This window comes from Sphingobacterium bovisgrunnientis, from assembly GCF_009829085.1.
GTDB classification, from domain to species: domain Bacteria; phylum Bacteroidota; class Bacteroidia; order Sphingobacteriales; family Sphingobacteriaceae; genus Sphingobacterium; species Sphingobacterium bovisgrunnientis.
This window is the reverse complement of sequence record NZ_WUQY01000001.1, coordinates 265,792-286,216: the sequence shown is the minus strand read 5'-3', so window position 1 is coordinate 286,216 and position 20,425 is coordinate 265,792. Positions and strand designations below refer to the sequence as shown.

18 protein-coding genes are annotated in these 20,425 nt (G+C 36.5%); 9 read left to right on the top strand and 9 right to left on the bottom strand.

Annotated elements, in window-relative coordinates; translation table 11 throughout:
* The first annotated feature begins 10 nt into the window (after positions 1 to 10).
* Entirely contained in the window at positions 11 to 1,219 is a 1,209-nt protein-coding gene (locus GOQ16_RS01095) for a TCR/Tet family MFS transporter (RefSeq protein ID WP_160067050.1), read from the top strand.
* Between the two features lies 1 nt (position 1,220).
* Here the strand turns inward: GOQ16_RS01095 and ispF are convergent, their stop codons facing one another.
* Complete coding sequence (gene ispF / locus GOQ16_RS01090) at positions 1,221 to 1,697, bottom strand: 2-C-methyl-D-erythritol 2,4-cyclodiphosphate synthase (RefSeq protein WP_149913983.1); 477 nt, start codon at positions 1,695 to 1,697, stop codon at positions 1,221 to 1,223.
* A 120-nt stretch (positions 1,698 to 1,817) separates the two neighbouring features.
* On the opposite strand from ispF, the gene GOQ16_RS01085 reads away from it, so the two are divergent.
* Entirely contained in the window at positions 1,818 to 3,311 is a 1,494-nt protein-coding gene (locus tag GOQ16_RS01085) for an SUMF1/EgtB/PvdO family nonheme iron enzyme (RefSeq protein ID WP_160067048.1), read from the top strand.
* A 98-nt stretch (positions 3,312 to 3,409) separates the two neighbouring features.
* Here the strand turns inward: GOQ16_RS01085 and GOQ16_RS01080 are convergent, their stop codons facing one another.
* The 3 genes from GOQ16_RS01080 to GOQ16_RS01070 are packed head-to-tail and all read right to left on the bottom strand — an operon-like array spanning position 3,410 to position 6,354.
* The gene (locus tag GOQ16_RS01080) at positions 3,410 to 3,811 is read right to left on the bottom strand and encodes an acyl-CoA thioesterase (protein ID WP_160067046.1); all 402 of its coding nucleotides are present in this window, start codon (positions 3,809 to 3,811) and stop codon (positions 3,410 to 3,412) included.
* Positions 3,812 to 3,841: 30 nt separating this feature from the next.
* Positions 3,842 to 5,647, bottom strand: a complete 1,806-nt coding sequence (locus tag GOQ16_RS01075) for a MutS-related protein (RefSeq protein ID WP_160067044.1) — start codon at positions 5,645 to 5,647, stop codon at positions 3,842 to 3,844.
* A gap of 50 nt (positions 5,648 to 5,697) precedes the next feature.
* Positions 5,698 to 6,354 (bottom strand): protein-L-isoaspartate(D-aspartate) O-methyltransferase, encoded by a 657-nt coding sequence (locus tag GOQ16_RS01070; protein ID WP_149913979.1) that lies wholly within the window; start codon positions 6,352 to 6,354, stop codon positions 5,698 to 5,700.
* A gap of 140 nt (positions 6,355 to 6,494) precedes the next feature.
* Between GOQ16_RS01070 and GOQ16_RS01065 the strand changes: the two genes are divergently transcribed.
* Both GOQ16_RS01065 and GOQ16_RS01060 read left to right on the top strand, forming a co-directional pair.
* Entirely contained in the window at positions 6,495 to 7,313 is an 819-nt protein-coding gene (locus GOQ16_RS01065) for a penicillin-binding transpeptidase domain-containing protein (protein WP_160067042.1), read from the top strand.
* Between the two features lie 16 nt (positions 7,314 to 7,329).
* Positions 7,330 to 8,169 carry a DUF4886 domain-containing protein gene (locus GOQ16_RS01060; RefSeq protein ID WP_160067040.1) on the top strand — a complete coding sequence of 280 codons (840 nt, stop codon included), beginning with the start codon at positions 7,330 to 7,332 and terminating at the stop codon, positions 8,167 to 8,169.
* A 36-nt stretch (positions 8,170 to 8,205) separates the two neighbouring features.
* Here the strand turns inward: GOQ16_RS01060 and priA are convergent, their stop codons facing one another.
* Together priA and GOQ16_RS01050 are read right to left on the bottom strand one after the other, a co-directional pair.
* A complete protein-coding gene (gene priA, locus GOQ16_RS01055) occupies positions 8,206 to 10,683 on the bottom strand; it encodes a replication restart helicase PriA (RefSeq protein WP_160067037.1) in 2,478 nt (825 codons plus the stop codon).
* 70 nt (positions 10,684 to 10,753) lie between these two features.
* Positions 10,754 to 11,143, bottom strand: a complete 390-nt coding sequence (locus GOQ16_RS01050; RefSeq protein WP_149913975.1) for a DUF423 domain-containing protein — start codon at positions 11,141 to 11,143, stop codon at positions 10,754 to 10,756.
* 135 nt (positions 11,144 to 11,278) lie between these two features.
* On the opposite strand from GOQ16_RS01050, the gene GOQ16_RS01045 reads away from it, so the two are divergent.
* The 5 genes from GOQ16_RS01045 to GOQ16_RS01025 all read left to right on the top strand — a co-directional run bounded on the left by GOQ16_RS01045 (position 11,279) and on the right by GOQ16_RS01025 (position 17,908).
* On the top strand, positions 11,279 to 13,906 hold the full coding sequence (locus tag GOQ16_RS01045; RefSeq protein WP_160067035.1) for an NHL repeat-containing protein: 2,628 nt from the start codon (positions 11,279 to 11,281) through the stop codon (positions 13,904 to 13,906).
* 48 nt (positions 13,907 to 13,954) lie between these two features.
* The gene (locus GOQ16_RS01040) at positions 13,955 to 14,965 is read left to right on the top strand and encodes a DHH family phosphoesterase (RefSeq protein ID WP_160067033.1); all 1,011 of its coding nucleotides are present in this window, start codon (positions 13,955 to 13,957) and stop codon (positions 14,963 to 14,965) included.
* A gap of 19 nt (positions 14,966 to 14,984) precedes the next feature.
* Positions 14,985 to 15,968: an FKBP-type peptidyl-prolyl cis-trans isomerase gene (locus GOQ16_RS01035; RefSeq protein WP_160067031.1), complete on the top strand. Its 984-nt coding sequence runs from the start codon at positions 14,985 to 14,987 to the stop codon at positions 15,966 to 15,968.
* A 138-nt stretch (positions 15,969 to 16,106) separates the two neighbouring features.
* On the top strand, positions 16,107 to 16,889 hold the full coding sequence (locus GOQ16_RS01030; RefSeq protein ID WP_160067029.1) for a TatD family hydrolase: 783 nt from the start codon (positions 16,107 to 16,109) through the stop codon (positions 16,887 to 16,889).
* 2 nt (positions 16,890 to 16,891) lie between these two features.
* Positions 16,892 to 17,908, top strand: a complete 1,017-nt coding sequence (locus GOQ16_RS01025) for an asparaginase (RefSeq protein WP_160067027.1) — start codon at positions 16,892 to 16,894, stop codon at positions 17,906 to 17,908.
* A gap of 43 nt (positions 17,909 to 17,951) precedes the next feature.
* Here GOQ16_RS01025 and pstB read toward each other — a convergent pair whose 3' ends face one another.
* Genes pstB through pstC form a run of 3 tightly spaced genes read right to left on the bottom strand, consistent with a single transcriptional unit; the run spans position 17,952 to position 20,425 of the window.
* Positions 17,952 to 18,698 carry a phosphate ABC transporter ATP-binding protein PstB gene (gene pstB / locus GOQ16_RS01020; protein WP_160067025.1) on the bottom strand — a complete coding sequence of 249 codons (747 nt, stop codon included), beginning with the start codon at positions 18,696 to 18,698 and terminating at the stop codon, positions 17,952 to 17,954.
* Complete coding sequence (pstA, locus tag GOQ16_RS01015; protein WP_149913968.1) at positions 18,688 to 19,545, bottom strand: phosphate ABC transporter permease PstA; 858 nt, start codon at positions 19,543 to 19,545, stop codon at positions 18,688 to 18,690. Before pstA ends, pstB begins: the two co-directional genes overlap by 11 nt.
* Positions 19,535 to 20,425 carry a phosphate ABC transporter permease subunit PstC gene (gene pstC, locus GOQ16_RS01010; RefSeq protein ID WP_160067023.1) on the bottom strand — a complete coding sequence of 297 codons (891 nt, stop codon included), beginning with the start codon at positions 20,423 to 20,425 and terminating at the stop codon, positions 19,535 to 19,537. Before pstC ends, pstA begins: the two co-directional genes overlap by 11 nt.

Below are 20,425 nucleotides of genomic sequence, written 5' to 3'. Positions count from 1 at the left end.
GGTACAAAATATGAAAGCATCGTCGTCTAAAGGCTTATTGTTTATATTTATCACAGTTGTCATTGATTCCATTGGTTTAGGCATTATCATTCCGGTGATGCCCAAACTTATTCAAGAACTCATCCATGGCGATTTGAGTCAAGCCTCGACCTATGGTGGATGGCTGGTTTTTGTGTATGCATTTGCACAATTCTTCTTTGCCTCGGTACTTGGCAATTTGAGTGACAAATACGGAAGAAGACCCATTCTGCTGTTTTCACTGTTTGGATTTTGTATTAACTATATCTTGACGGGTCTTGCACCTTCAATTCTTTGGCTTTTTATAGGACGCTTAGTAGCTGGAGTCACTGGCGCAAGCCATACTGTCGCAGCAGCTTATATTGCAGATATCAGTACCCCTCAAAATAAAGCACAAAATTTTGGACTTCTGGGCGCAGCATTTGGGTTGGGATTCATTCTGGGACCTGTTTTAGGTGGTGTTTTAGGACAATACGGTTCACGTATTCCATTCTTTGCGGCAGCAGGGTTGTGCCTATTAAATGTTGTATACGGCTATTTTGTAATTCCAGAATCCCTGAAACCCGAATTGCGAAGACCTTTTAGTTGGAAAAATGCAAATCCTATTGGCGCGTTTAAACACATCAAATCATACCCAAATATCATTCCTCTGATAGTTTGTATTTTCTTGATTAACATCGCAGCTAACGCAGTGCAAAGTACATGGTCTTATTACACGATGGAAAAATTCAGTTGGGACGAAAGAATGGTGGGATTTTCCTTAGGCTTTGTTGGCACGTTATTGATGATTGTGCAAGCAGGACTGATACGTATTGCTATTCCAAAACTTGGCTTACAAAAAGCAATTCTTACGGGATTAATTCTATATGTAATAGCGTATTCCCTTTTTGGATTTGCTTCTGCCAGCTGGATGATGTATGCGATCAGTATATTTTTTGTGTCGGCAGGAATTGCTGGTCCAGCATTGCAAAGCTATATTTCGGATCGCATTCCACAAAATGAGCAAGGACAAATTCAAGGTGGAATTACATCAGTTATTAGTCTAACTTCTATTATCGGTCCTTTGTTAATGACAAGTTTGTTCGCTTACTTTTCTAAAAAAGATGTGCACCCGTATTTTCCAGGTGCACCATTTATATTGTCCGCTGCTTTAGCCATTACAGCACTTATTATTGCGTTCGTATATTTCAGAAAGAAATGATTTATTTTTGTATTAGACACACCGCATAAGCAACAGCTCCCTCTTGGCGACCGATAAAGCCCATTGTCTCATTCGTGGTAGCTTTGATAGATATATCATCTACATCAAGTCCAGTTGCTTCTGCGATTTTTACCTTCATTTGTGGAATATATGGTTTAATCTTAGGTGCCTCTAAACACAGCATAGCATCAATATTCCCGAGCGTCCAGCCTTTTTCGCCAATTAATCGCATACATTCTTTTAACAAGAGTAAGCTACTTACACCTTTCCATTTCATGTCGGTATTGGGAAAATGATAGCCAATATCTTCCAAATTCGCTGCCCCAAGAATAGCATCGCAAATAGCATGAACCAATACATCCGCATCAGAATGCCCAAAAGCACCAGCATGATGTTCTAATTGTACACCGCCCAAAATAAAAGGATGCCCCTCTTTCAACTGATGTACATCAAAACCAAAACCTACTTTAATTTTCATAATAGACGAAAATACGCTTTTAAAAGGACAAAATATTAGTAATAATGGCAAGACTATGCAGTATGTTCTAAAATAATTTCTATTTTTGAATGTTACTATTAATCCAATTCGATCCATACTATGCATAATTTGCGTATACGTTTAGCAGCTATATTTATTACATTAAGCTTATTTACTGTTTTTTCATGTAAAAACAACAGAAATAATGTATCTGATAAAACTGGCGTTAAGTATAACGATCCATATAATGGAGGCCTTCAAATAAATAGAAAAGTTAAACAAGCTCCAGGTCCAGGACTGATAGCAATAGAAGGGGGTACTTTTGTTATGGGCGGAAGTCTCAATGAGGATGTGGCTTACGCGCACGACAATCTCAAACGTCGTGTTACAGTCGCTTCATTCTATATCGATGAGACAGAAGTTTCTAATGCAGACTGGCTAGAATATTTGCATTGGATAGGACAAAATTTCCCTCAAGATCGTAAAATGTACTACGATGCGTTGCCCGATACTTTAGTATGGCGTAATCCTTTATCATACAATGAACCCTACGTGAATTTTTATTTGCGTCATCCCTCTTTCCAAGATTATCCTGTTGTAGGGGTTTCATGGGATCAAGCAAATGCCTATTCACAATGGCGTACTGATCGTGTTAACGAACATATTTTGAGACAAAGAGGGGTTTTAGCAGATTACCAAACAGTTAATCAGCAACAACAAACAAATTCTCCATTCAATTCTGAAATATATTTAAACGGTCAATATCAAGGTCAAGGAATAGATGGTGATAAGATGCCTAAAGATAATCGCCCGGGTGCTCAACAAAATGCACGTCGTACTGTACGTATGGAAGATGGCATATTGAAACAGGCATATCGCCTGCCTACAGAAGCAGAATGGGAATATGCAGCGCTAGGACTGATCGGAAATACTTTCGAAGGCAATATTGAATCAAACAAAACTTACCCTTGGAATGGATTAGGTGTTCGCGATCACAAACGTCGTACGCAAGGACGAATGTTAGCAAACTTCAAAATCACAAGCGGAAATAACATGGGGGTCGCTGGTAATCTAAATGATGGTGGAGATATTACAGTTCCTGTAAAAAGCTATCAACCAAACGATTTTGGATTATACAATATGGCTGGTAATGTCAACGAATGGGTAAGTGATGTATATCGCCAACTCTCTTTTGAAGATTTTGAGGATTTCAATCCTTACCGTGGTCATGTCTTCATGGACAACCAATATGAAGATGCGGAGACTGGAAAGTTAGCAAAAGATCAGTACGGAAGACCAATTAAAATAGCGGCAAAAGCTCCTCGTAAACAGACGTGGGAAGAATTGCAATCTGGACAAAATACAAATGAACAAGCTGCATACGATAGTGATGTAAGAGGATTCAAAGACGAAGAGCAAAAAGAACTTTACGGTAAAACAACTTTGGTAAATGATAAATCAAGAGTTTATAAAGGTGGGTCTTGGAACGATCGTGCATATTGGTTGAACCCAGGCACACGTCGTCATATGCAACAAGATGAGTCTAATGCAATGATTGGCTTTAGATGTGCAATGACCATGGTAGGAAATGTATTTGGTCCCGCTAAAAAATAACTTTATACGTAACAATCCGCAATTTTGAGATATATTATCTCTAAAATGAAGCGGAATAAAAGACAAATGGTTCGATTTTTAATCAAACCATTTGTCTTTTATTTAATATCCAAACCTTCTAATACAGGAATCGGCTTTTTATCTTCTCCCAATGCGACAAACGTAAACATCCCTTGTATAGCGAGTTCACGTCCTTCTTCGTACATATGCTCAAGATAAATTTCCACTTTCACTTTCAAACTTGTACGCCCTACACTATCTACTCGAGCAATAGCTTCAATGATACTTCCCGACGGAATAGCTTTTTCAAAATTAATCTTATCCGACGATACCGTAACCAATGTTTTACGACAAAATCGAGTCGCTGCCATAAATGAAACTTCATCCATAATTGCCATGGCCTTCCCTCCAAACAAAGTGTCATGATGATTCGTCAAAAATGGAAATACCGTCGTACACACCCTTGTCTCTGCCTGATCTATTCTCTCTTCTAAAGTCATTTTTAAATTATTTGCACAAAAGTACAATTTCTAAAAGTTTTGCACGTCCACACCTATACCTTTAAGCAAAAGTGAAGCATTGAAAATCGTACATTTTCCATTTTTCAATTTATAATCAAACAACATTTCGCCGTCCTTTACTTGAATATCAAAATGGTAATTTTTCAAACGGCCCATATATTCTTCTTCCAAACTTGCCAATTGCAAATCATGCGTCGCGACCATCCCTTTACCATTTATTGCTAATATTTTGCGTATAATAGCTTTTGAACCCAGATATTTATCTACAGAATTAGTGCCTCGAAGCATTTCATCTATCAATACAAACGTGTCGGAATTTGTTGAAAGTTGATCCAAAATGAACTTCATACGATCTAATTCGGCTTTAAATGTAGAAGTACTTTCATTCAAACTATCTTTGATACGCATATAACTCACTAAATTATAAATAGGTAATTCGAACTTGGTTGCACAAGTCACCGCTCCAGCATACGCTAACACAGCATTAATCCCAATAGTTCGGAGGAAAGTACTTTTACCTGCCATATTAGACCCTGTAATTAACGCCAACTGGTGATCCGTAGCTTCATAATTGTTTGCTATTGCAAAATCTTTGTTGATTAGGGGATGATTAATATCAATTGCTGAAATACGATCACTATGTGCACTGTCTAAAATCTTAGGTATAGACCAATTCGGATAATTACTTTTGAGTGTCGCTAGACTCAATAATGCTTCAAATGCTGCGATAATATCAAATGCTTTTAACACATTACCTTCATAATTCTTCTTCCAATCAACGATGGCTAATACTTGCTTGAAATCCCAAAGCAAAAGCATATTCAATACAGCCCCAACGAGAATATTGTTGCGCGCATCCAATTTATCCACTAGACTTCCCAAATGTTTAAAAGCTGTTGATAAATTTTCCTGTTTGTCTGTTTTTAATTCCGCTTGCAATTTTTGGTTCAATTCCGAAGAAAATTTTTCGTCTTCTACCATCTTCACTGCGTCAGAATACGCAATCAAAGTAACTCCAATCTTATCGATTCTACTCGAAAAATAAGAAACCTTACCTCCTAACGCCATTGCCCACATCAAATGGATAAGCGCCAAAAGCAACATATAATTCCACACGGGAGTCACAAACAATGATACAATTACGCCTACCACAAAAAGAAATGGTGCTACTTTGACGTATATACGCATAAAGGATGAACCAAAATTCAATGATCCGTCTTCCATATAGCGCGTCAGAAATGTTTTGATATTTACCTTTTGCCCAAGATTAAACAACAATTTAGTTTGCAATAACTGCGTCCATTCTCTTTTGGATGCTAACTCAGCACTTGCTTCCTGTCTTTCCAAAATTCGATGTTTGCTGGCTGCCTTCAAAAACCATGAAGCTAGCATTGATACACCATCATTTGTGGCTGCCCTATTGATTAAGGAAAATAAAGATTTTGGACCGAAAATATCTAAATCGGAGGTGTAAGCATGTTTAGGCTCATCAAACTCTATTCCATCAAGATATATGTTTTCCGAATGCTCTTTCACAGCCAATTCGTTCTCATTTACACGTAAGAACGCTTTCTTTTCATCACGAAGTTTTTCCAGCTTGCTTTGACGCAGCACTAAGTATGCAAAGCTTAATACGATCGCAAAAACTGCAATAAGCAATATCCAAATATTGTTCATTTGGAATATTTGGAATAAAGCTATAGCACCAATTAGAATTAGTGCCAATCGCATTAAACTATTTCTGTTGATATTTTTATCAAGAAATGCAAGTTCTTGTTTTGTCTGTTGGATATTTTGTTCGTAGAATGCCTTCATTAGGGCTAAAGATAGTCAAAAGCTCTTGAAGAATTGGAATGCTAATAAAATTACCAAGCTTTATCGCCAACCAACGGAACAAATCGAAAAGTATCTAATTCTATACGTTCAAAATCATTTTCGCCTATGCGAAGAATCGTAACCATTTTTTGAGATTTCTCATCTCCTACCGGAATGACTAGTAATCCGCCTAGTCGCAATTGCTTAAGCATAATTTCAGGAACGAATGGAGCTCCCGCAGTCACAATAATCTTATCATATGGCGCATGCTCAGCAATGCCTTTAGAACCATCTCCTAAAAAGAAGTTAGGCTTGTAGCCCATGTAAGGCAATACTTGAATTGTACGATTGTACAAATTTTCCTGACGCTCAATAGTGTAAACTTCTGCACCTAGCTCTAACAATACACAAGTTTGATAACCCGACCCAGTGCCAATTTCTAGTACCTTATCTCCCTTTTTCACATGCAATAGTTCCGATTGATAAGCCACTGTATACGGCTGCGAAATCGTCTGTCCATCGCCTATTGGGAAGGCAATATCTTTATATGCTTGATTCCAAAATGTCTCGTCAAAAAAGTAATGACGTGGAACTTTACCGATGGCTTCGAGCACACGCTTATCCTGTATACCTCGACTTTCTAGATGCTTTACCAGCTTATTCCTTGCGCCCTTCTCTCTGTAATTATCTATGAATTTATATGCCATCGTTCGTCAAAAATACCATTGTTTGCCCATATTATTAAAGAATAAATACAATTAATTCGAAGCCAATAGGTTTAGATTTTCCTTTCATATTTTAGGGTTTACAGTTTTTAATAGGTAATTTCATAAATTTAATAAATGTTATGATAATACGATATTTTCTACCCCTTCTATTCGTGATTTTTAGTTCCTGTGATTTTCAAGGTGATAACCCTAACCGCAGTAAAGAATTCAAAAGTGAGATCGAAAAAATTTTATCCAAACAAGATTTAAAGGGAACAATATTAGTTTTTGATTCAAAAAATAAAACCTATTATTCAAACAATTTTGAACTAGCCGAAAAAGGATATTTGCCTGCTAGCACATTTAAAATCGTTAATTCCATTATCGCATTGGAAACAAATGTGCTTAAGGATGAGAATGATTCCATGAAATGGGATGGAGAAAAGCGCGCTTTTGACTCTTGGGAAAAAGATATGACAGTACGTGAGGCCTTCCAAGCCTCCTGTCTGCCTTGCTATCAAAATGTTGCACGACATATTGGTGAAAAGCGTATGAAAACTTATCTCAACAAATTGCATTACAATAACATGGATGTAAGCGAGAGTACCATTGCTAATTTTTGGATTGAGGGGAAATCCCGCATCACGCCATTTGAGCAAGTTGATTTCTTACAACGCTTTTACACGAAGAAATTGCCCATACTAAACTCAACTTATGATAAAATGTTGCGCATTTTTGAAAAGGAAAACACATCTAATTACATTTATTTTGTGAAAACAGGCTGGTCACAAGACAACGATCATAATAATGGCTGGTTTGTCGGACTAATTGATAAAAGACCTGATGTATTTTATTTCGCACTAAATGCGGAACCTATCGACCAAAATAACACAAGTAAATTTGCAGAAGGACGAGAGATAGCGACACGAGAAGTTTTAAAATTATTGCAAATCCTATAAGAAACACACATACACTATGAAAAAAATCTCTACAGCATTATTGCTATTAATTTTCTTTTGCCTAAGTGCTTCCGCGCAAGATAAAATCTTAAAAGTCCTAGCGATAGGAAATAGTTTTTCGGAAGATGGAATCGAAAATTATCTTTATGATTTAGCAAAAGCTGATGGCAAAAAAATCATTATTGGAAACATGTACATTGGTGGTGCTTCTGTCGAACTCCATGTCAAAAATTCACGTGAAGACAAAGCTGCATATGCTTATCGCAAAATAGGTTTGGACGGAAAAAAAGTCGCGACAAAGGATGTGAGTATTTCTAAAGCAATCGCAGATGAAGAATGGGATTACATAAGCCTACAACAAGCAAGTCCTTTTTCGGGACAATACGATGTAATTATGAATGAATTACCAGAATTAATAAAGTATGTCAATTCTTTGAAAAAGCCTCACACTAAATTATTGTATCACCAAACTTGGGCTTATCAACATGATTCTGATCACAAAGGTTTCGCGAACTACGATAAAAGCCAATCTAAGATGTATACAGCAATAGCGAATACTACAAAGAGAATTAGCAAAATAAAAGATTTTAACATGGTAATTCCAGCAGGAACAGCTATTCAAAATGCGCGTACATCTTCGCAAGGAGACACCTATACACGTGATGGTTATCATTTGGAATTGACCTACGGAAGATTCACCGCGGCCTGTACTTGGTATGAAAAGTTATTTGGTATTGATGTACGAAAGAATAGTTACAAACCAGAAAAAGTTTCCGACAAACAAGCTAAAATTGCCAAGCAAGCTGCGCATAAAGCGGTAAAGAAACCGTTTAAAATATCAAAAATAAAACTATAATAACATAAAGAGCGAGATAAACCTCGCTCTTTCTATTTAATACGGATCTACATCAATTACTGTTCGCACACCTGCATTATGTTTATCCAGTTCGAAATGCAATATTGCTGTACGTATCAACTCTTTTACTTTATTGATACTAATATTCGTACGTTCGATTTTCAATGTAATGGTTTGTATATAATGATTACGCACGCGAGAAACCAACGGTGGTTCTGGTCCTAAAATCCTATTTCCCAAAGAAGCTCTCAGTAGATTAGCCAATTTCTGGGCTGAATCTAAAGTCTGCTGCTGATCGGGATGTTTAACATCAATTTTGATAATGCGATAGAAAGGCGGATAGGCAAAGTTTTTACGTTCGGTCACTTCCTGCATAAACATACCGCTATAATCGTGATTCACGACTTGTTCGATGACACGATGCTTCGGCGTATAGGTTTGGATGATTACTTTCCCTTGATTTTGACGACGACCAGCACGACCTGCTACTTGAGAAAATAGTGAAAAAGCTCGTTCATAAGCCCTGAATTCAGGAAAATTAATAATCGTGTCTGCATTCAATATCCCGATCAGACTCACACGACCAAAGTCCAACCCTTTCGCAACCATCTGCGTACCGATTAGCACGTCATACTCATGATCATCAAAAGCCGAAATAATACGATCGAAACCATATTTACCTTTCGTAGAATCCAAATCCAAACGTCCAATCCGTAGATTAGGCATCAAAATTTCTAACTCCTCTTCTACCCTTTCCGTTCCAAACCCCTTACTCTCCATATGAGGCAGTCCACAAGCTGGACATACATTTACGGTATTCTCCGAATGCCCACAATAATGACAATGCAGCAAATCAGAAGTCTTATGATAAGTCATACTCACATCACAATTTACACATTTCGCAACATAGCCACAGGTACTGCATTGCACAAATGGTGTATGACCACGACGATTTTGGAATAAAATAACTTGCTCCTTTTTTGCGACAGCTTCTTCTATTCCTTTCAACAAACTTGCGCTGAAATATGAATGCATTTCTTCTTTTCGCGAAACTTCAGGAATATCGACAATTTCTATTTCTGGTAATTGCGCCTCCCCAAATCGTTGCAATAATTCTACTAATCCATATTTATTGGCTTTAGCATTATAATAACTCTCCACAGAAGGTGTAGCCGAGCCTAATAATACTTTTGCATGATGCAAATGTGCCAAATAGATCGCCGTATCACGCGCATGATAACGCGGCGCTGGATCATATTGTTTATATGAGTTTTCGTGTTCTTCGTCTACTATTATTAACCCCAAATCACGAAACGGTAAAAATACCGACGAACGCGCACCAATAACTATCTTGAACTCATTCTTAATGACTTTATGCCACACTTCTGCACGTTCATTGTCATTAAATTTGGAGTGATAGACACCCAAATCATTGCCAAAATGGAGTTTTAGTCTTTCTGTAATCTGTGTAGTCAATGCAATTTCAGGCAGAAGATACAATGCATTTTTGCCTGAAGCCAATGCCTGCTCAATCATCCGAATATAAATCTGTGTCTTCCCTGATGCTGTGACACCATGCAAGAGGACTACATCCTTTTGCTCAAATTGTTGATTTATCGATTCGAAAGCCTTTTGTTGTGTCTCACTAAATGTAAAATCTTTTGTCAACAATACATCTAAACCTTGGAAACGGCTAACAACTTTTTCTTTTACATCAAAAACACCTTTATCGATCAACGCTGTTATCGCACCTGCACCACAAGCTGTGGCCTCCATCAAATCCTGACGCGTAATATCTTCTTGCGATTTTGCTAATTGCAAAAATCCGAGAACGGCATCTTGTTGTTTCGGTGCGCGATTTAAGCTATCTAACAAAAGTCTTTTTCCTTCTGAATCATTATACAATGCAGCTAATCGCAGGTAGGCCTTAGTTTTTGGTTTGTATCGTTCTTTTATTTCTTCCGAAATCTGAATAAAACCCTGTTCAAATAATGATTTCAACAAAGGAAAAACAGATTTTTGCCCGAGAATCTTAGAAACGTCCCCTACAGACAATTCACCCGACACATCCAATGCATCCAATACCAAAAAAGCTTTGTCCGATAATACCGATCGATCCAATTCCTGATTATCTACAGCTATAATTTTAGTCTCAGATGCCATCTTTAAGGCTGCTGGCAAAGCAGCTTGCATCACTTCACCCAAATAACACATGTAATAATCTGCTATCCATTCCCACAGCTTCAATTGACCATCATCCACGATAGCCTGTTCATCCACTACATCCAAAATATACTTAGCCTCATATTTTTCAGGCGGATCTGTTGTCACATCTTTTACGATAGCAGAATAAACCTTATTTCGACCAAATTGTACAATCACGCGCACACCAATACCAATCTTTTCGTTCAGCTCATGTGGCACGCGATAGGTATACGTTTTGGCGATAGCCAATGGTAAGATGACCTCTACAAAAAAAGTTTTTCGTTCTGCAAATAAATCTGGACTCGACATATACACAAATGTAAAGAAAAAGCCTCTGATAGCGATTATCAGAGGCTCAATATTTTGGGCGTAAATGGTGTTACGCTCTATTCTTCAATGCTGCAATAAACAAACCTATCCAGCCAACAATAAAACATAAGCCTCCCAAAGGAGTAATCGGACCTAAAATTGAAACCTTTTCAATTCCCAACAATTCACGTACACTCAATAAGTATAATGAGCCAGAAAAAAGCAAAATCCCAATGGTAAAAAAGATAAAGGAAACACGAATAGACTGACTTTTTGCACGTGAAAAAGTAGATAAAAATAATAAAGCTAAAGTATGGTAGAAATGATATTGATTCGCCGTTTTCCAGGTATCAATATGATATTCACTGATTTTGCCTTCTAATCCATGAGCACCAAAAGCCCCCAAAATCACAGCTATAACTCCAAAAAATGAGGCTGTTAGAATGATTTGCTTATTCATTAATTACGATTCAAAAAATAATTTCAGTTAATTCCAGTCATAAATGTACAAAAAATACGAACTAATATACGACAGATACCAATGTTTTTATCGCTTTCGTTTCATTTCGAAATCGGAAATAATTAGGTTTGTAAAATGAGGAATACGATCATTGTTACGGTGTTGTTATTTATTGGGGTGATTGCGGCTTCTATCTATTACTTTCGTGATATTAACAAAGAGCAACATAATTCTTTAAAACCGCTAAAGTATCTTCCTGAAAGCACATTTCTGATTGCTTCAATCAAAAATGACGAGATAACGGATAATATTTTTAAAGATTTTGACCTATTCGATGCATTACTTGGTGAAACAGAAATGCAATTGATTAAAAAATATAAAAATCAAATACTGCGCCATGAAGCATTGTATGAGTTTATCGAAAATCAAGATGTTTATATTTCATTTCATCCCGAGGCGGATTCGTTAAATCTGTTATTTACCGTTCCAACATCACATACTATTGAGGAAAGTGATTTAACAGCTTTAATGCAGGCATACAGTCAATCTTTTAAAATTACTACCTCAGATACTTTAGGACAAAAAATTACGGCTTTAAGCTTTGGAAATCCTGACTCGACATTGTATACGACATATTATCAACAGGTAATATTTGCCTCATACTCTAAAAACACGTTAATTTCGGTACTAGATAAGAGTAAACCTAAGCTTTCGGAAAATCAAATTGATTATTTCATTTCAAATAATTCAAAGAATACTCCTTTAACTATTTATTTCCCTCATCAGCAATATTCAAATATTATAAAACATTTTCAACAACGTGAAAAAGGGATTTTCTCTGATCAATTTGTAGGATTAGAAGGACAATCGGCATGGAATATCAATTTCAAGCAAGATGCGCTGATGTTGACCGGAGAAAGTGAAGTTGAAAAATCTGCTAAAAACTATATCGCTCTATTTCGAAATCAAACGAAGAAAACACAACGATTATACAATTATTTCCCTGCCAATACTTCTGTATTTATGGAATATAGTGTAAGTAATTATTCAAAATTTAAAGCTGACTTAAAGGAATATTTTGAAGCACGTGATGAAACTGAAAAACTAAAATCAACGTTGCAATCTTTAGCCGATAGCAGTTCATCCTTGAGCAAGCTACCGTCCACATTGAACAATAGCTTCGCGCTCGTTGAACAAACAAATCAAACACATATTGCGTATGCAGGAATAAACGATACTTCAGCTTGGAAAGAAATTGCCAATCGAATTTTGGAAGATGCAGGTGATGATATTTATCGTTTTAGAAATGGGAATATATTATATGCGCTTTACGGTGAACCATTCAAAAATATGTCTCGTCCTTATGTCTCACGAGTGGACGATGTGTTAGTAATTTCTAATTCAAGCAATGAATTAAGGAATTATCTTAATGACTTTCGTAGGAAAGACTTATTGACCGGAACGCTGGGTTTCAAAAATTTTGAAAAACTGCAAGGTAACGATGCCAATGTGACTTTATTTGTGCACAACAAAAATGCTTTTTCGAAAATATTGAATTCATTACCTCGTCATTACCAAGCAAGCTTTAGGGATAAAGAAAACTATGGTTTTCAAGACTTTTATTCGTGGTCAGTTCAGTTATCTGGAAATAATGGCAATTTTTCTTCTCAAATCTATGCCTTATATAAAAGCAAGAATGCTCTAGGAAGTACGCCAGATTGGACTTACCAATTAGAAGACAGAGCGATCACTGCTCCCCATGTTTTCGAACAATCCGATACCAGCCAGATGATTTTGATCCAAGAATTAGATCATACACTTCATGCGATACATCCATCTGGAAATAAACTTTGGTCTACTGTAATATCTGGACGCATCGTCGGTGAAATGCAGCAAATGGACGATCGTAGCATAGTATTTGTCACAGACCGTAACAGGTTGTATCGAATTGATACTTCTGGAAAAACATTAAAAGGATTTTCAGCAGGAATTACAGAAGAACCAATTGCAGAACCGCTGATCTCCAAATGGAATGATAAAAACATTTTTTTGATTACATCCAAAAATTCTATTTATGCTTTTGATTTGGAAGGAAATAGACTTTCAGATTGGAAAGATGAGAATTTCGATGGGAAAATATTAGGTGCTGTACAACAAGCAGGAACCAACTATGTCGTTGGTACTTCCTATGGTCGCGTATATTTTTTAAATAATGATGGCTCATTACAAAAAGAGATTGATATTCCTGGAAATGTAGAATTCAAGACACAAATAGGCGTCGTAGATATTGGAAACAATTTATACGAAATCTTAGCTTTTGATGATAATTCAACGTTGTATAGAATTAATTCGGACAAAATTTTATCTGAAATAAAAATCGAACAACATGTAGATAAATATTTCGGTGCATTTAAAAATATCAGTGGATCATCAGCTCAAGAATTTACATTGATTGCGCGAAACAAACTCAGCGCCTATGAAACAAATTCGTATAAGCCAATGTTCGAATTCCATTTTACAAAAGATATAGAGGATAAGCCCCAATTTTTCAAAATACCGACTTCCAACGAATATCAAATAGGTGTAGCTTCGAAAGCTACCAATTTGCTGTATCTTTTTGGAATTACTGGAACACTGATGAATGGATTTCCTGTAGAAGGTCAACCACTATTCTATTATGGCAAGATAAATTACAACAGTGATACATACCTTTTGTGTATGCGCAGAGACAAGAAACTGTATGCTTTTAAGCATCAAAAATAATTTTACGTAGAGACGAATTATTTGTACGTTTGTATTCTTAATAAAGATATGTTACAAGGAGAAGAGAATTTACATTTACTGACCAAACCTAGCCGAATTACAATTACGACGCACCACAAACCTGATGGTGATGCATTAGGTTCTTCATTGGGCCTTTATCATTGGTTGAAAAAGAACAATCACGATGTTTCGGTGGTACTTTCTTCGGATTTCCCATCATTTTTGGATTGGATGCCAGGTCGTCAGGATGTAATTATTTATCCAGAGAAACCAGAGCTTGCTAAAGAATTAATTGATAATGCAGAGATCATATTCTGTCTTGATTACAGTGCTTTGTCTCGCACCAATATTTTAGAGTCTATTATCTCAAATGCGAAAGGACAGAAATGGATGATTGATCACCATTTGGACCCAGAAGATTTCGCGCAATTGACATATTGGGATTCTAATGCTGCCGCAACAGCACAATTAATTTATACATTCATAGCCGAAGTATGCCAATCAGCTGCGCAAGTAGATGCAGATATAGCAACTTGTCTATATGCAGGTATCATGACCGACACAGGATCATTCCGTTTCCGATCGACGACCGCAGCAGTTCATCATATTATTGCGAGTTTGATTGACGCTGGAGCAAGAAATTGGGAAATTCATGAGCAAATTTACAACAGTGCTACAGAACGTAGATTGAAGTTTTTGGGCTACTGTTTATTAAACTGTTTAGAAGTCATTCCAGAATACAATACTGCTCTTTTTGCTATTTCGAAAGAAGATCTAGCGCAATTTGATGTAACTACTGGAGACACAGAAGGTTTAGTGAATTATGCTCTATCTATAAAAGGAATTCGACTAGCTGCATTAATAGTTGACAGAACCGAATTAATTAAACTATCTTTGCGTTCGATTGGTGAAATCCCTTGTAATGAGATATGTAAAAAATATTTCAATGGGGGTGGACATTTAAATGCTTCTGGGGGTAGCTCTTCTGAAGACTTATCGTCCGTTGTAAACAAATTTAAATCAATATTACCTGAATATTCAGAATTATTAATAAAGTAAATAAGTATTAATCAATAAAATGAAAAAATCAATTTTTGTATTAGCTGCTGCAGTAGGTTTGTTCGCTACTTCATGCCAAAATTTTAAAAAAGGAGACGGCGGTCTTGAGTATAAAATCGTAAAAGACGAAGCTGCTGTTAAAGCTGCAGATGGCGACCACTTATTTGTGGATATGATCGTTAAATCGGATAGAAATGACTCTTTAATTCAAAGTACATATGACTTAGGTTTACCTCAATATGTAAACATTGTATCGGACACAATCCCTGGTAACTACAAAGGCAGTTATTCATCAATGTTCAAATATTTAGGTGAAGGTGATAGTGCAGTATTCCGTCTTAACTTAGATACAATGGCGGCTAAATCAGGTCAACCAAAACTTCCTATTGGTGACAAATTCTTAACGTTTACTATTAAAGTTAGAAAGCATTTCAAAAAAGCTGAATTGCCTGATTCAATCGCACACGTAGAATTAGACAAATATTACAAAGAATTAATCGCTAATTTAGAAAAAGCGGAAGCTGGTAAACTTGAAAGTTACGTTAAAGACAACAAATTAGAACCTAAGAAAACAGCTTCTGATTTACAATATGTAATCACTGAAGAAGGAAAAGGTGCAAAACCAGCTATCGGTGACACAGTAAAAGTAAATTATGTAGGTAAATTAACACATGGTAAAGTATTTGATACTTCTATTAAAGAAGAAGCAGATAAAGCAAAACTTCCTGTTAATCCAATGCGTACATTTGAGCCTATTAAATTTGCTTTAGGTGTAGATCCTGTTATCCCTGCTTGGACTGAAGGTCTTCAATTATTAAACAAAGGTGGTAAAGCGACATTGATTATTCCTTCAAAATTAGCTTATGGATCTAACGGTGCACCTCAAGGTGGCATCCCTCCATTTGCTCCTCTTGTTTTTGAAGTTGAATTAGTTGATGTAATCAAAGGTACTGCTCCTAAAGCGGATTCTGCTGTAACAACAGCTCCAGCTCCTGTTAACTAGAAAAATTATATATAATATACCATGTGATATATTATCATTATCAAAATAAAAACACGGTTTTGTTATCAAAATCGTGTTTTTTCTTTTTAAAACAAATTCTATTTTAACAATTTATTACTTTTACAGCTTTATTTAGCCATGACAATACCAAATCAAATTCTTACAGATACACATACTCACGCCTATTATCATATCGGAACAGATAAAATGCAGGAGCAAATCGATAGATGTATAGGAAATAATATTCAGCGATTATTTCTTCCAAATGTAGATACAGAATCTATTTTGAAAGTTATCCAAACTGTAGAAACATACCCGAATATGTGTTTTCCTATGCTTGGCTTACACCCTTGTAGTGTAAAAGAAAATTACAAAGAGGAACTTTCAACAATAGAAAAAGCTATCGAAAATCAAAAGATTTACGCTATTGGAGAAATTGGTATTGATTTGTATTGGGATAAAAGTACATTGACCTGGCAACAAGATGCTTTTCGAACGCAGATAAATTGGGCTAAATCATTAGGTTTACCAATTGACATCCATTGTCGCGAAGCATTTGATGAGATTTTTGAGGTATTGGAAGACATGAATGATGACAAATTATTTGGAATTTTTCACTGCTTTACAGGAACACTAGAACAAGCGCAGCGGGCTATAAATCTTGGTTTTAAGTTAGGAATTGGCGGTGTCGTGACGTTTAAAAAAGCAGGTTTAGATCTTGTCGTTAAAGACATTGATTTACAACATATCGTTTTAGAAACCGATTCACCTTATTTAGCTCCTTCTCCATTTAGAGGTAAAGAAAATGAGAGTTCTTATTTAATCCATGTTGCGCAAAAAGTAGCAGATATACAAGAAATAAGCATAGACGAAGTAGCCAGAATAACAACACAAAATTCTAAAGACATTTTTGGTATTTAGCAATGAAAATATTCATCATATACACAGGCGGCACAATCGGTATGGTTCAAGATGAATCAGGTACTTTTGTGCCTTTTGATTTTGAATTAATCAAAAACAACCTCCCAGATTTGAGCAGATTGGATTATCAATTAACGGTTCATTCATTCAATCCTATTATCGACTCGTCGAATATGACACCAGAAATTTGGATTGAAATGGCACAAATCATCAAAGACAATTACGACAATTACGACGGATTTGTAATTCTACATGGTTCGGATACTATGGCATTTTCGGCATCGATTTTAAGCTTTTTGTTAGAAGGTCTTCAAAAACCTGTGATTTTCTCTGGCTCACAATTACCTATTGGTGAAATACGTACCGATGCCCGCGAGAATATGATGACGGCACTCGAAATTGCCAGTGCCAAACACAATGGAAAATCTATTGTGCAAGAAGTGTGCATTCTTTTCGACAATAAATTATTCCGTGGCAACCGATCTTTCAAATACAACTCTGCAAAATTTGAAGCTTTCCGATCTCCAAACTACCCAGTTTTAGTAGAAGCTGGCATACATTTAAAATACAATTTTGAAGCGTTGATGAATAATTCGGACAAAGAGTTTATTTGTCATAATCAAGTCGATAACAAAGTAGCAGTACTCAAACTTTTCCCTGGAATCAGTGCCACTACTATAAAATCTATTTTGGATGCTGACGTGCGCTCCATCGTGATGGAGACATTTGGTTCGGGAAATACAACAACCGAAAAATGGTTTCTGGATTTATTAAGTGATGCAATCAAATCAGGAAAAAACATTCTGAACATTTCCCAATGTAGCGTAGGATCAGTTGAACTTGGTCGATATGAAACTAGCCAAGGCCTTAAGGCAATTGGCGTACTCAATGGATACGACATGACTTTCGAAGCTGCTGTGACCAAACTTATGTACTTGCAAGGCGAATTAGCTGATCAAGATGCTGTAGCTTATTGGATAGAAAAAGATATTCGAGGTGAGTTAACTATTAATGACTAGCAAACAAAAGCGCCACAATTTAAAGTTGTGGCGCTTTTGTCTGCTATCCGAAATTACCTTTGATGTAATTTGAGGTCATTTCTTCTTTAGGATTGTTGAATATATCGTAGGTATTTCCCTCTTCTTTCACCTCACCCAAATATAAAAACACCGTTTTATCGGCTATGCGCTGTGCTTGTTGCATATTGTGCGTCACAATTACAATCGTATATTTTTCTTTCAAGTGTGTTATTAAATCTTCAATTTTAAGTGTGCTCACCGGATCCAATGCCGAACATGGCTCATCCATTAAGATCACTTCTGGACGCAATGCCACCGCTCTAGCGATGCAAAGGCGTTGCTGCTGACCACCTGAAAGACGTGTAGCTGGCATTTTCAAATCATTTTTCACTTCTTCCCATAAGAAAGCTTCACGTAAAGCTTTTTCGATTACATCTTTTCCGTGTGGTAGATTATTTATTTTCAAACCGTAAGCAATATTTTCATAAATGCTTTTTGGAAATGGATTCGCCTTTTGAAATACCATACCAATACGTTTCCTTATTTCTGTAACCGGAATAGAACGATCATACAACTCTTGGTTCTCTAGCTTTAATGTCCCTGTAATTTTTGCATCAGGAGACAAATCATGCATTCTGTTAAAACTACGTAATAGCGTACTTTTACCACAGCCAGAAGGGCCAATCAATGCCGTAATTTCATGCTCATTAAATGAAACATTGATGTTTTTAAGTACTTCTTTTGCGCCGAAGCTAATATGTAAATTCTCAGCTGATAACTTAGTTTTCATTTTTTCTGTATTTATAACGAATATAAAATGCTGTCAAATTCAATAAGAAGACAACGATTATTAATACTAAAGCAGTACCATATGCAATTGGTCTTACTTCTTCGATAGATTGATGCTGTGTAGAAAGCATGTATAAATGGTATGGCAACGCCATAAACTCATTATCCACTGTCCCACCTATACCATTAATATAAAATGCTGCTCCTGTAAATAATATCGGCGCTGTCTCCCCTGCTGCTCGAGATAATGTCAAAACAACCCCTGTTAAAATCCCTGGCATTGCCGATGGCAATACAACATCTTTTATTGTTTCTAATTTTGTCGCACCAACCGCTAATGCAGCCTCACGTGTACTTGCAGGAATACGCATCAATGCTTCTTCCGTCGTCGTAATGATGTACGGTAATGACAATAATCCCAATGTAAGACCAGCGGACAACATCGAAGTACCTAACTGTAATGCCTGTACAAACAAAGCTAATCCGAATAAACCATAGATAATCGAAGGTACTCCAGATAGATTACGGATAGCGGCACGAATTGTTTTGGTCAACCAATTATCCTCAGCATATTCATTCAAGTATATAGCACAACAAACACCAAAAGGAATGGAGAATAAAGCCGTCAACAAGGTCAATAAAACCGTACCTAATATTGGGGTTAAAATTCCTCCCTTTGTCATTCCTTCTCGAGGAACTTCACTGATGAAAGACCATGAAAGAGATCCTGCTCCTTGAGAAATAATCTCCCAAAGGATAAGCACCAAAAAGAAACAGACTAATCCTGTGGTTATTAATAATGTTCCCCATTCAATGATGGAAGTGAACTGAAATCTTTTACGCTGCATGATACTTTCTAAATCTATTAATGAAAAACTCGCCCACCAAATTCGCAACTAGCGTCATAAAGAACAATACAGTAGCAATAGCATACAATGAAAAATAATGCGTTGTTTTATACGGAACTTCTCCCATCTCAATAGCGATAGTTGCTGTCATTGTTTTTACCGAATCAAACATACCTTCTGGCAATAATGAAGCGTTTCCTGTAGCCATCAAAACCGTCATTGTTTCACCAATTGCACGGCCTACACCCAACATGATTGCCGCAATAATACCTGGTGCAGCAGCAGGAATGGTCACACGACATAGCGTCTGCCATTTGGTGGCGCCTACTCCGTAGCTGGCTTCTTTATATGTTTTTGGAACAGCATGGATAGCGTCTTCCGCAACCGTAATAATAGTTGGTAATGCCATTACAGCTAATAAAATAGCACCATTTAAGGCATTCAAACCATTTGGTAAATTCGCTAAATCCGCAATACCTGGACCTACTAAAACAATTCCTAAGAAACCGATAACTACAGAAGGAATTGCAGCAAGCATCTCAATTGCTGGCTTTAAGAATGTTTTCAATTTAGGACTGGCGTATTCCGATATAAATGCCGCAGTACCTATTCCTAACGGAATAGCGATAAGCATAGCACCAAAAGTTACCAATGTTGTACTCAAAATTAATGGCAACATACCATATTGAGGCAACTTACCTGTAGGATTCCATTCTAATCCAGTGATAAAATCAAGAGGCTTAACATCTAAGAAGAAGGAAAATGAATTATAAATCAATATGGCCAAAATCCCTCCCAAAGCTGCCAATACAAGCAAACCTGTGATTTTGAAGATATACTTAAAGACGATATCTAAAGATAAACGAGCTTGATATTTCAT

Coding starts and splice junctions, on each gene's coding strand:
- GOQ16_RS01070 (WP_149913979.1), bottom strand. CDS start 6,354: ATGGCATATAAATTCATAGATAATTACAGAGAGAAGGGCGCAAGGAAT.
- GOQ16_RS01060 (WP_160067040.1), top strand. CDS start 7,330: ATGAAAAAAATCTCTACAGCATTATTGCTATTAATTTTCTTTTGCCTA.
- ispF (WP_149913983.1), bottom strand. CDS start 1,697: ATGAAAATTAAAGTAGGTTTTGGTTTTGATGTACATCAGTTGAAAGAG.
- GOQ16_RS01065 (WP_160067042.1), top strand. CDS start 6,495: ATGATAATACGATATTTTCTACCCCTTCTATTCGTGATTTTTAGTTCC.
- GOQ16_RS01030 (WP_160067029.1), top strand. CDS start 16,107: ATGACAATACCAAATCAAATTCTTACAGATACACATACTCACGCCTAT.
- GOQ16_RS01025 (WP_160067027.1), top strand. CDS start 16,892: ATGAAAATATTCATCATATACACAGGCGGCACAATCGGTATGGTTCAA.
- pstC (WP_160067023.1), bottom strand. CDS start 20,425: ATGAAATATCAAGCTCGTTTATCTTTAGATATCGTCTTTAAGTATATC.
- priA (WP_160067037.1), bottom strand. CDS start 10,683: ATGTCGAGTCCAGATTTATTTGCAGAACGAAAAACTTTTTTTGTAGAG.
- pstA (WP_149913968.1), bottom strand. CDS start 19,545: ATGCAGCGTAAAAGATTTCAGTTCACTTCCATCATTGAATGGGGAACA.
- GOQ16_RS01080 (WP_160067046.1), bottom strand. CDS start 3,811: ATGACTTTAGAAGAGAGAATAGATCAGGCAGAGACAAGGGTGTGTACG.
- pstB (WP_160067025.1), bottom strand. CDS start 18,698: ATGAAAACTAAGTTATCAGCTGAGAATTTACATATTAGCTTCGGCGCA.
- GOQ16_RS01095 (WP_160067050.1), top strand. CDS start 11: ATGAAAGCATCGTCGTCTAAAGGCTTATTGTTTATATTTATCACAGTT.
- GOQ16_RS01045 (WP_160067035.1), top strand. CDS start 11,279: ATGAGGAATACGATCATTGTTACGGTGTTGTTATTTATTGGGGTGATT.
- GOQ16_RS01035 (WP_160067031.1), top strand. CDS start 14,985: ATGAAAAAATCAATTTTTGTATTAGCTGCTGCAGTAGGTTTGTTCGCT.
- GOQ16_RS01050 (WP_149913975.1), bottom strand. CDS start 11,143: ATGAATAAGCAAATCATTCTAACAGCCTCATTTTTTGGAGTTATAGCT.
- GOQ16_RS01085 (WP_160067048.1), top strand. CDS start 1,818: ATGCATAATTTGCGTATACGTTTAGCAGCTATATTTATTACATTAAGC.
- GOQ16_RS01040 (WP_160067033.1), top strand. CDS start 13,955: ATGTTACAAGGAGAAGAGAATTTACATTTACTGACCAAACCTAGCCGA.
- GOQ16_RS01075 (WP_160067044.1), bottom strand. CDS start 5,647: ATGAAGGCATTCTACGAACAAAATATCCAACAGACAAAACAAGAACTT.